The sequence below is a fragment of the Seonamhaeicola sp. ML3 genome, assembly GCF_023273855.1.
Classification (GTDB): Bacteria; Bacteroidota; Bacteroidia; order Flavobacteriales; family Flavobacteriaceae; genus Seonamhaeicola.
Genome location: NZ_CP096884.1, coordinates 1,554,046 through 1,567,367 on the forward strand (window position 1 = coordinate 1,554,046; position 13,322 = coordinate 1,567,367).

Below are 13,322 nucleotides of genomic sequence, written 5' to 3' on the forward strand. Positions count from 1 at the left end.
TTCGTTTGAAGTTTTTTATAAACATCGTTTTAGTCTGTTTTATGTCCTATTCTGTTTTAGGGCAAGATGCTTCCCGTGGATCAAAAGCAAAAAATACTTCCGAAACAAAACAGGGTGTAAAAAGAGCCTTGATTGTTGGTATTTCAGATTATAAGGAGGAGTCTCTGAAATTAGATTACTCTGATGACGATGCCCTAATTTTCAAACAATATTTAGAAGAGGTTGAAAACATTCCAAACGAACGTCTAGTTACTTTGGTAAGCAATGATTCCATTAAAGGCGCCTCAATTACCGAACCGAGTTCGAGCAATATCCTTAGAGAGTTGAAAAAGCTCAAGGATGAAACCCAAGAAGGAGACACGGTATATTTCTATTTTGCAGGGCACGGTGATGTTGTGGACGACCAAGGATTTGAAGAGGGGTTTTTACTGGCCTCAGATACCAACGACAAGCAAGAGTATTACGGAACCCCTGGCGTGGTGTCGTTAAAACACCTAAACAGTGTAATTACTGCGGTTACAGATAAGGGTGCCAAGTTTGTTTTGGTTTTAGATGCTTGTCGTTCGGGCTTTTTATATAAAGAAGGTACGCAGAAGAACCTAGAGACTTTCAATAACAACTTTCAACATTCTACAAAGTTTTTTAGCTGCGGACCCAATCAACTATCTTATGAAAGTAAAGAATTGGGTCATGGGTATTTCACCTATTATTTGGTCTTGGGATTACTTGGTGCAGCCGATAATCTAGTACAGGATAATAGCCTTCAGTATTTTGAAATAGCTACTTTTTTAGATGGCAAGGTAAAAAGTGAAACTAACCAAAAACAAGCGCCAATTGTTTGGCATCAAAACACCGTCGGGGTTTTTAAGGCTGTTGAGAGTAAGGATAAAGAATTGGCTCTTAAAAATCTCCAAAACGCAAGTAGTATTAAAAATATTTGGGCATCCCGTTCATTAGAAGATCTCGTTTCAAAATCAATTACAGAAAATCCTGTAGTAAAAGCGTTTAATGCGGCTTTAAATTCAGAAAACTTTCATGGCTCAGATAGTTCAGCATACGAAATATATAAGAGGGCAGATGTCCAGAAATTAGTGGAAACTTCAGTTTTAAACAGAATGCGCTATGGGCTGATCAATGCTTTGTCTACCAATGCTCAAATCTTGATTAATACGTATATAGGGAATGCTGAGGTGTTACCCAGTAGCAAGATTTTTAAGACCAAAGCCTTTTACCTAGAATTATGCTTAGAATTACTAGAAAAAGATGATTTTATTTACGATAGAATTTACATGGGTAAACTTTTTTTAGAAGCTTATTCTGTAATTAGGGCGCGCCATTATTCAGAATACCCTGGGGCTAAAAACAAGTTAATGGAGGCTTTGGGAATTGAAGATAGAGCTGCTTACATTCATAATGCACTTGGGTTGGTTTTAAATCATGAAAATAATTTTAAAGAAGCGGAGTATCATTACAAGAAAGCAAAAAACTTAATTCCATCATGGTCGTTTCCTGTTAATAACATGGGATCCAATTATTATGAACAATACCAATATGATCTTGCCAATTCTTTTTTGTTTGAAGCATTAAAACTAAAGGGCTCTGAAGGGAATGCCTACAATAATTTAGGAGCCATAGCACAAGATCAAGGTAATTACACGAAAGCCGAGGCATACTTTCATAAAGTTAAAGAGACGGAAGGAAATTATTCATCTACTACGCTTAAGAATCTTGCTAACCTATATAGAAATAGAGGTAACATAAAAAAAGCGGTAGACTATTTCGAATTAGCCTTAAAAGAGAATCCGAGTAATGTTTATACCTATTACGATTATAGTGACCTTTTAAATGATGAAAACTTAGATTTAAAACGAGCTGAGTTATTGCTACAACAGGCCATAGATTTAGAACCCTATTTTTCAAGGGGACATGCCGAATATGCAGATTTATTAAGGCGTTACCCAAGAGATGAAAATAGCCTTAAAACGGCCGATAGCTTATACAACTTTGCCATTAAGAATGATCCTTTTTACGAGTGGGCTTACGCCGGAAGGGGTTGGTTAAAACATAAACAAGATTTAAAATTAGAAGCTTTAGAGTCTTTCAATCAAGCAATAAAAGTGAATTCAAAAAAGCCAAAACCTTATTATAATTTGGCTGTATATTATAAGAATGGACTCAAAGAAATAGCAAAAGCCGAAGCACTTTATTTAAAAGCCATAGAGAGAGATTCATTCTACTTACCTGCTTACGAAGGTTTAATTGGCTTGTACAATAAACACAATCAGGAAGATAAGTCTATAAAGCTATTACAAAAACTTGTAGAGTGGCACAAAGAAGCGCCAGATGTGTGGAATTTACTCGGTAATACCTATTTCGACAAACGAAATTATCCAGAAGCTATTATGGCTTACAAAAAGGTAGTTCAAGTAGATTCTACCTATGCAAAAGGGTTTACAAATTTAGCATATAGTTTAATGAAAACAGGTGACTATAAAGAGGCCTCTAAAACCTATAAGAAAGCCATTGGTTACAACCCCTTTAAAAATAAACTTGAAAATTTTTCCACACTATTGTTAGCAGAAGCAAGAAAAGCAAAACGAAGTGGTAACATGCAACAAGCTGAAAGTATTCTTAATGCTGCGTATGAATTCAATCCAGACTTTAACGCAACTTTTGCTTTGGGGGAACATTATTATTTAAATTCAAAATCTTCAGAAGCCAGTTCATTAATAATGGTATTTCCAAAAGAAGCACTTTCAAAAACACGTAAAATCAAGTTTTTGGAACTGTTATGTAAAGTGGCCATAGATTTAAATAAACACGAAGAATCGCTTTCTGTTTTAAAGGAATTGAAGCTTATTAGTCCGAGGCCTAATTACATTTTAGAGGCCTTAGTACTACTTAAAGGTGAAAAGGTAATGGAAGCTAAAGAAACCCTTTTAAAAACAAATTCATTACTTTTAAGAGAAGGGTATTTAAATAAATCTTATAGTAAGCATGCTATAAACTTAATTCAACAACTTCAAGAATAATGATTAGGTATTTCAAGATATTGGTCTGCATAGGTTTTTTTTTAAGCAATCTATGTTATGCTGGTGTCAATCTTAAGAACGGAAACTATTATGTGTCTTACACAGATATTGAAATGAATGCATTTCGTTCTGCCTATACAAGTATTGTAAGGACTTATAACTCGAAATCTACAACTGTTGGATTGTGGGGTTACGGTTGGGGTTCTGAAATTGAGACTAAATTGTATGCTTATCCAGATGGAACAATTTTAATTCAAGAGTTTGGTTCTGGTGCAACTACGTATTACAAATCAGATTTGGTAACCGATGATATGATAGAAATTATGGTCGATGAACTTTTAGACATCACACTGTCTGAAGGCGATTTAACAGATTCACCAGATGCCATCATTGCAAGACGAAATAAACTCATGAAAGACATGGAATATAGGTCAAAGCAATGGGATAAATATGTAGAAAAAGGACTGTTGGATTATGCTTTAGATTTTCCAGAAGGTATGGAATGGGAATCTTATCAGAGAGGGAATTCGGCATTAGTTAGAACATCTAATGGTTATACAAGAACTTCACGAAGAGAAATAGAAACTTTTGATTTTAACGGAAACCTTACAAAATACGATAAAGGTAATGGCGTATATAGCATCCTAGAATATGTTGATAACAGACTTTCTAAAATGATAAGTGCCGATGGAAAAGAATTGGTCTTTACACTTAATGACGATGGATTTATAGTAAGTATAGCCTCTAGTGCAGGAAATTCCAGTTACATCTATGAAGGTAAGAAGCTGGTAGAGACTAAAGATGCCATTTCTAATATATTCAAACATACTTATGATGATTTGTATAATATGACTTCGATAAGTTATCAAGATGGTAGTGTTTTTAGAATTGAATATCACCCTAAAACCTATAATGTAAAAAAAATTGTTGGTAGGGATGGTACTGTCACAGGTTACGAATATCATACTTTTTATAACGAAGATGGTTCAATAAATAAAAACCATTATGCTACTTCTGTAATTAAAGAATATTATGGGACTACAAACTCCAATTATTATGAATACCTTATTGGAAGAAAGTCCAACGGCGAACCTTATAATAAAATGATTAAGACCATTGTAAATGGGATAACAACTCAAACGCATTACGACGAGTTGTGTGGCAATCCAACAGCAATCTCCAGAAATGAACAAAAGACCACATTTAAGTACAACAACCGTTGTCTCTTAATCGAAAAGCTGTCAACCTTGGGCGACTCTATTTATTTAAAATATCACCCTAAATTTGAGAAGATAACCTATGTTAAAAATAACGATGTTGAAACCGAATTTGGGTATGATGATAGAGGGAACTTGATTACTGCCAAAAAAGATGATGGCAACCAAATGGAATTGGTTTATGATTCTAAGGGACAAATCATCAAGATGATTCAATTTGAAAGTATTTTAATTTTTGAATATAATGACTACGGTAAAACCATTAAAATCACTAAACAAGGTTATGGTACTGTGAACATAGACTATGACAAGAATGGAGATATGCTAAAAGTTACTAAGAAAAAAGAAAAAAGAATAATGCAAGAGGTCAATGAGGCCTTTCAAAATATGCTGACTTTGGTAAAGCCAGCGGGTGTTAATTTACAGATGTAAAAATGAAATCTAATGTACATCAAAAGGATTACCTGTATTATAATAATGGTTTTTACCATGTCTTTAAGTGCTCAAGAGGGTGAAGCTATAAAAAAGCAATGGGAAGAAAGTCTTAATCTTGGAGTGGCTTTTTTTAAAACAAACAATTTTCTTGATGCTAAGACAAAATTTAAAGAAGCCATTAAGCTTTCTAAAGAGTTATCAAATTCTTTTCCATGGGCAGGTATTAATACAAAGTACTTCTATGCAGCAACCTTATTTAGGTTAAATGATTTTGACTCTGCTAGAGCGAATTATGAGGCGGCTCTAAAAGGAGCACAGGAAACATCTGAAAGAAATATAGAGTTTGAAATCCTTGTTAAAAAGGAGATTATTGGCATTATCTCTAAACTTGGTAATTATCAAGAAGCCATCACGAAACATAAATCGCTTAATGATTTTATAAAAAATAATTATGGCGAGAATTCAGAATTTTATGCTGGTATCCTCACCAGTTTTGGACAGCTATATTTTTCTTTAGACGACTGTGAATCTGCTTTGAGATACTACAAAAAAGCAGAGATTATATTTAATAGACTTGGAATCCAAACACAAGATGTTTCTATATTAAATAATAATCTAGGTTTATGTTATTTTCAGTCTGGGAACTATATTGATACCGATAATGCATATTCAAAAGCTTTTGATATTTTAGAAAAGGTTGGTTTTGAAGATCAAATCTATTATTCCAAACTCTTAAGTAATATTTCTGCTCTTGGATTAGTTCAGGGAGATTATGATAATGCTAAAATTCTTCAGCAAAGATCTTTAGAAATATTATTTGAATTAAATCTTCATAATTCTATTGATTATGCAGATGGATTATTTGTTTATAGTCAATTATTGAAAGAATTAGGGAAGTTTGACAATGCGCTTTATGAAGCAAATAGAGTGATGAAATTATACTTGGAATTATTGCCGAGTAATCATCTCAAATTTGCTAACGTATATAATATTTTAGGGGAGCTGTATCTTAATAATGGCAATACCAAATTGGCTTCTAAAAACTATAATGACGCATATAATTTATTAGAAAAATCTGAATCACAAAATTCCCCGGCTTACGGTTATACTATGCTTGGATTGGGCTATCTCAATCAAGCTTTGGGTGACTATGATAAGTCTTTAGAATATTATATTTCAGGAGCTAATCACTTAAAAACCAATTTTTCTGAAAAACATAAAGATTACGGAATTGCCTTAATGAATATTGGAGGAATCTATAGAGCCAGAGGTGACTACCAAACAGCCTATACATTTTTAGAGACCGCAATAGATATAATTGCAGATTCTATAGGAACAGATAATACTACCTATGGTCAATTGTGCGTTATGATTCTTCAAGTAGCATTTGCAAATCCAGAAGAAACGCTTTCAGAATTGGAGTTTTTGGCAGATTATGCTATAAAAATCTTCAGTTCCAAAGAGAACATAAACAACCTATTTTACAATTATGCACATTTTTTCAAAGCAGTGGCAAGAATGGAAAATAAGGAATATCAAGAGGCCGTTGACTTGTTGCTTACTGTTGAGAAGGAAATAAAAAAAGATGTTGAAGAAAGTAGTCAGCTCCACAATAACGTGGTTTGTCTAATTGCCGTTAACTATCAAAACTTAAACGATTTTGAAAAGGCTTTTTCTTATTATAAAAAAGCCAACAAGTTTACTTTACAATCTATAAATGAGATATTTTCATTTAGAAGTGAAAAAGATAAAAAGAGCTATTTAAAGACCATTGAAAATTGGTTTTCAAATGTCACTTCAATTTCTATGAAAGAGGGATTCGTTAATTCAGAGTTAACAGAATTATCCTTAAACAATCAACTGTTAAGAAAAGGTTTGTTGCTAAACAGTTCAAAAGACATTCTTACTCAATTAGAATCTCTAAAAAACGATAGTATTAGTGCTTTGGTAAAAGAATATAAATCATTTAAAGACATCATTATATATTTAGGAATACTGCCCGAACTAGATGGGGTGAAAGAGGTAGAAGCGGTGAAGAATGATATCAATCGAATTGAAACCCAATTGGTAGAATTGTATAATGAAAACTTTGATACCGAATCGGATTTTAACAAAGATTGGAAAACTATAAAATCTAGTCTAAGAGAAAATGAGGTTGCTATTGAATTTGTTTCTTATATCAATAGTGAATTAGTTGTAAAATACATAGCTTATTTAATAAAGAGTGATTCAAAAGTTCCTGAAGTGGTAACACTTTTTGATGAGCAAGACTTGAAAAATGTTTTAAGTAGAAAAACACCCAGACAACTCTATGCAACTAGGGGCTCTAAGGGAAAAAGTATAACTGTTTCTAAAAGTATGTCTGATATCATTTGGGAACCACTTGAACGGTTTGTTGGCAATGCTGAAACTATATATTATTCACCTGTTGGCTTGCTTAATCAAATTCCATTTGCTGCTATTAGTACAAAAGAAAGTCAACTGTTAAGCGAAAAATATAACTTGTTACAATTGAGCAGTACTAGTTTGTTGTCAAATAGTTTTAATGAACCGAATGCAGAAAACACGTTATTTGTTGGTGGAGTTGATTATGAGTTTGTACCAAGTGCTAAAATTGAAAGTAAAAAAGACTCTGTGTTTGAGTTCTTAAAATCATCTAAGGGCACACGTAGTTTGGGGGCAAATTGGGATTATTTACCAGGAACTTTAAAGGAGGTAAAGGAATTAGGAGCTTTATTTAAACAAAACAATAAAACTTATAGTAGCTTAACTAAAAAAGCTGCAACAGAAGAAACATTTAAAGCTTTGAGCGGGAAAAGCCCAAACATTTTACATATTGCAACACATGGTTTTTTCTTCGAAAATCTTGATATATCAAAAGAAGCCCGTGACCAATTGGCTTGGTCTCAAGAATCTGTTTATAGAATTTCAGAAGATCCGCTTATGCGTTCAGGCTTGATTCTTGCCGGGGCAAATTATGCGTGGGAGCATAACACTAATCCTCATACTAAGGAAAATGGAATTTTAACTGCTTTAGAGATTTCAAACCTCGATTTATCGAATACCGATATGGTCGTGCTATCTGCATGCGACACGGGTTTAGGGGATATTGATGGTAGCGAAGGTGTTTACGGTTTACAGAGAGCGTTTAAAATGGCAGGGGTAGATATTATTGTCATGAGCCTGTGGGAAGTGCCAGATAAAGAAACTGCAGAGTTTATGAAATTGTTATACAGTAATTGGTTAGGCGGAATGAAAGTAAGAGAAGCATTCAATACTACCCAAAGAACGATGTCTGCTAAGTATAAAGATTCACCAGAAAAATGGGCGGCTTTTGTGTTATTTGAGTAGAGAAAATATTGTAAACTGTACAACGTGCCTTAAGGAGCAGACCTTTATAAGTTTAGAATTTACATTAATAAAAAAAGAGTAATTTATAGCTATAGAATTAGCTTTGAGTTTATTTATGAAACCATCCAAAATTTTAAGCACCACTTTAGCTTTACTATTATACACTTGTTTTACTTTAAATGCACAAAATCAAAAGGTTAACCTAAGTCCAAGTAAAGGGTTAAGCATTTCTAGTTTTGATGTTTCTTCTAACGGAACAAAGATTGTTGTGTCAATTTCCCCATTTGAAGAAACAATAGTTTATGATGTGTTTTCGGGAAATGAAATTGCGAGACTATCCGGATACCAAGGGTCTAGTTTTAAAACGATTTACTACGATAATTTAAGAGAACGGATAGTAGTTGTGCATGACTTGAAAGTTGATGTATGGGATTCAAATAATTATCAACTATTAAGTAGTTTCGATAAGCCAAATTATTGTTGGGTTAGTCATTATTGCGAGCTAACAGGTGAATTGGCATTTTTACAACCCAATTCTATCACAGTATTAAATATTGAAAGTGGCAATAATCAATTAATCCCAATACAAGAAGAGACGAATTATACAAGGAAAATCCGGTTTTCAGGATCCGGTAACCAACTAGTTTATTTAAAGAATAAAGACAAAATAGGGGTTTTAAATAGGTCTGATAATTTTTCGAAAGTATCTTTTATAAAAGTTAAGAATGTAGAAGATTTTACGGTTAGTAAAACAAGCTTAGCTACACTTCAGAAAGACGAAAATTTAAATGCCTCATTTCAGTTTTTTCAGTTTGATGGAAGTCCCTCTGGTATTCCAAACCTTACAGGCAGAGGGGCTAACACTTTGTTTAATACCATGCAATCGTTTACAGATGAATTAGCATTATACAACTCTTATGATGGTATTTCGCTTATTGCAAAAAGCGGAAGGCCATATACCTTTAATTATCCAGAAGGTATTGAACAGTTTAAGTTTATAAAAAATGTAGGCTTTGTTACAAGTCATAAAAAGTATTTAGACTTTAAAGATTTTGATGGGAGATTACTAACAAGAATATATGTTAATTCCTTTTTTCATGCCAGTATGGTTTATAATACTTCAAAAAAGGTTAGTGAAGCATCTAGTTACTGTTTTATAGGTGATAAAAAATTATTTTTTATAGAAGATGAGCATTCGAAACCCGAAACTTTCGATTTAGAAAGTGCCTATATTAACAAATATGGTCTCGATAAAAATGTACTGGCTTTTGGATCTAGGGATGGAAAACTTCATATCTGGGATTTAGATGCCAAAAAAAAGGTAAAAAGCATAGTTACAAATAAAGGATACCCCCAAGATATATTGATTAATAAATGGAATGGTTTATTGGTGGCGTCTTACCATCAAGATAAAACCATAGATATTTATAATTATAAAACGAATACATTAATTAAGAAGATACAGTTAGAAGATGCTTCTCCATCGGCAATGGCTATAAGTGATTATTGGTTGTGTCTTGGCACCTCTAAGGGAGATTATTATAGTTGGAAATTAGATAGAAATAATGTTTCTGAAGTTCTAGTTAAGGAACCAGGATTAGGTAATGCTATAACCAGTTTGGAGATAATTGGCAATGAGTCTTACCTAGGGAGCTTTGGGCGAATTTTAAAGGCGCCTTTAGAAGTTAAGCTAAAGCGTGATGAAGGTGAAATTATTAAAGGGCATAACGGATTTATAGAATCTATAAAATCCAGTAGAGATGGCAAGTATTTGGCAAGTACCAGTAGAGATGGAACTACTTTGCTTTGGGATACTAAAACAGGATATGCCTTAGAGAATTTTAAAACCGACTCTACTTGGACCAATCAACTTTTACTTAACGATGAACTTATTGTTTTAGGAAATGGGCCAGGTAATACAGGTACGCTTTTTGGCGATGATGCTTTAATAAATAAATTGGAAAACCCTAATCCAGAATTAGTTATTCAATCTTCTAATGCTTCAGCGGTTCGTCAAATGCAGTTTTCACCCAATGGCAAATTAATAGCCAGTTCTGAAACCGATAAAGTATACGTAAGAGAAGTCAATACCGGTTTTCTTATTAGTGAGTTTACTACAAGTAAAAAAGTTGTAAATGATTTTGCCTTTGATCGCGAAGGAAAGTCAATTATAGTTGCTACAGGAAACGGTGTGGAATTTATAGATCCTTTTACGGGTAAGAGTAAAAAGAATATTTCCATGGAAACGCGAGGTAGAAGCATTCATCATATCGATGTTTTTCCAGATAGAAATAGCTTTGTTGTAAATAACATTCATGGCTGGCACCCACCTCTTTTTTACCACTCTAACTCTGGCGCGTTTTTGGGAGAGCTTAATATAAATCCTAATAGAAATCAAAAAGATAATATAATTTTTGATGTTAAAATATCTACTAGCGGAAAGATGTTGGCAACTTATGGAAGCCATTTCATAAAAGTTTTTGAAGTGGACTCTATTTTAAGAACCAAACAAATACTGGCAATTCCACGTAAGAAAATAAATGGTTCTAACACATATTGGAATAACTATCTAGATTTTAGTGATGATTCACAATATCTGTCTTATGTAGAAATGGATCAAGGAAACAATACGGTTATTTACGATATTAAAGAAAAGAAGGAGTTATATAGGTCACCCGGTAAATTGTCAAAGTTTGGGCAAGGAAACGAGTTTCTTTACATGAATAGCGATGTAGGCTTAAGTTTAAAAAAAGTTAACTCCTCCAGTACACTAAATAGGTTTTATCCCAGTACAAATCATTATAGTTTGATTTCGGCAATTGATTATGATTCCAATAACAAACTTTTTGCAACTGCAGATATATGGGGAAATACCAAAGTATGGAATGCCAATACAGGAAAAACTTTAAATGAGCTTAATCGATTTGATAATTATGTATATAGCGCAGATGTTAGTACAAAAGGCGACTACATTGCTTATAACAATAAAACAGGTATCTATTTATTCGATTTAAGAAACTTTAAAGTCATAAAATTAAAAGGTAATAATTACCCCTATTTTGGTGCTTTTTCAAAGCAAGGAGATATGTTTTACTACCGTAACGGTAATGACTATATGGCTTTTAATCTCTTGACTCAAAAAGTTACTAAGCTTTTCGATTCAGGAGTATCTCACGAACACGCCAAAGGAACACAGCTCTCTAGAGATGGGGCGTATTTAATGTTTGTAAATTCCGAAAACAACCACTTATTGTGTTACAACATCTCTAAAAAAGAGAAATACTTTGAATTAAATCTCGATGGTATTGGAGATTATTTAAAAGTATCTTCACCAGAACTGGTAGACTCCAATAAAAAAGTAATTAGAGCAACAGGACTCAAGAATATTAATGGTAAGCAGGTAGAAATTGAGCTTTTCAACTATAATATAGAAACCAAGAAACTTGATAGGTTATCCCCAAAGCGAATACTTAATTTAGAAGATAAATTTAAAGATTTCTATATCAAGGCTAATATGGCTGTAAACCGTGTTTCTCCTAATGAGAAATATTATGCCTTTCAGGATGACTATCATTTAAAAATTCACGATTTAGTGACCAAAAATATTATATATAATGAGTCTTTAAAGAATATAACAAATACTATAGTCTCGGCTAGATTTTCTAGCAACAGCGAATATTTAATCTTAGCTTATCAAGATGGTAAGATTAGAATTCTATCTATTCCCGATTTTAAAGAAGTTAAGCGTTTTTACGGGGCTACTGGTGGGATTTCTGATATTGATATTAAAAGTCATTTTTTAATGGTTTTAGGAACAGACAATAAAATTAATGTTTACGACTTTAAACAAGATTTTAAGCTATTGTACACCTCTACGTTTAAAGAAGGGGGAGAGTTTCTCATAGCTAATAAAGAAGGCTTTTATTATGCTACAAAAGGAACGATTAAATCTGTTGCCTTTAAAAAAGATGAGAAAATATATCCCTTTGAACAATTCGACCTTTATTATAACAGACCAGATAAGGCTTTGGAAAATTTGGTAGATTTAGGTATAGTAGATTCTGTAAGAACAAAAGCGTATCGTCAGGCCTATTTTAAGCGAATTAGCAAGATGGGATTTGAAAAACTCGAGTTAACAAAAGAACTTCATATACCAGAGATTGAAATAAAGACGGCTAATATACCGGTAACGTTAGAAAACAAGAATTTCACATTTGAGATTAAGGCTAAAGATAGTGTCTACAATTTAAATAGAATTAACCTTTGGGTAAATGACATACCTGTCTATGGCAGAAAAGGAAAGTCGTTAAAACCACTTCAATCTAAAGAAATTACTCAAAATATTGACCTTACTTTAATTAGAGGGGGTAATAGGATACAGGTTTCTGTTACCAACGATAAGGGTGTAGAAAGTTTAAGAAAGACCTTTAATATTAATCATGTTGCTCCCAAAGCAAAAAGTAATTTATATGTAATAAGTATTGGGGTGTCTAATTATTTGAATAGTGATTATAACTTAAAATATGCTAAAAAAGATGCAATCGATGTTGGTTCATATTTTCAATCTTTAAGTGATAAATATGCTACTGTAAATAATATTAAAATATTAAATGAAAATGCAACTACTGAAAATATTCTTAAAGTGAAAGACACATTAGAGAATACAAAACCTAACGATATCGTAATCGTTTTTTTTGCAGGGCATGGCGTATTAGATAAGCACTTTGATTATTATCTCGCAACTCACGATATGAATTTTGATGCCCCAGATTTAAAAGGCTTAGCATATGAAGATTTAGAGAGTCTTTTAGACGGGATACCAGCTAGAAAAAAGATACTTTTATTAGATGCCTGTCATTCTGGAGAGATTGATAAAGATAACACTGAGTTTACTAGTACAACTAATAACAATGGTAACATTAAAGTTGCTTACAGGGGCTCTAAAGCTAAAAGCACAAAAAAAGCAAATGTTGGGTTGAAAAATTCATTTGAACTCATGAAGTTATTATTTGCAGATTTAAGAAAAGGTACTGGGGCTATGGTAATTAGTTCGGCTAGTGGTGTGGAGTTTGCTTATGAAGGCGATAAGTGGCAAAATGGGGTGTTTACATATGCTCTGTTAGAAGGGTTAAGAAGTGAAAAATCTGATATTAATGGAGATGGGGTGATTTCAATTTCTGAAATAAAAGATTATGTAGGTAATGAAGTGTCGCGTTTAACGAATGGGCTTCAAAACCCTACATCTCGAGCAGAAAATTTGGAATGGGATTGGAAGTTATACTAAGTG

At 32.9% G+C, this 13,322-nt stretch carries 4 protein-coding genes; all 4 read left to right on the top strand.

Annotation, left to right across the window (positions count from 1 at the left end; all coding sequences use genetic code 11):
- Positions 1–5: 5 nt before the first annotated feature.
- Complete coding sequence (locus M0214_RS07045; protein WP_248724760.1) at positions 6–3,032, top strand: tetratricopeptide repeat protein; 3,027 nt, start codon at positions 6–8, stop codon at positions 3,030–3,032.
- Entirely contained in the window at positions 3,032–4,681 is a 1,650-nt protein-coding gene (locus M0214_RS07050; protein ID WP_248724761.1) for a DUF6531 domain-containing protein, read from the top strand. Before M0214_RS07045 ends, M0214_RS07050 begins: the two co-directional genes overlap by 1 nt.
- A gap of 12 nt (positions 4,682–4,693) precedes the next feature.
- On the top strand, positions 4,694–8,035 hold the full coding sequence (locus M0214_RS07055; protein WP_248724762.1) for a CHAT domain-containing protein: 3,342 nt from the start codon (positions 4,694–4,696) through the stop codon (positions 8,033–8,035).
- Between the two features lie 115 nt (positions 8,036–8,150).
- On the top strand, positions 8,151–13,319 hold the full coding sequence (locus M0214_RS07060) for a caspase family protein (RefSeq protein ID WP_248724763.1): 5,169 nt from the start codon (positions 8,151–8,153) through the stop codon (positions 13,317–13,319).
- The last annotated feature ends 3 nt before the right edge of the window (positions 13,320–13,322 follow it).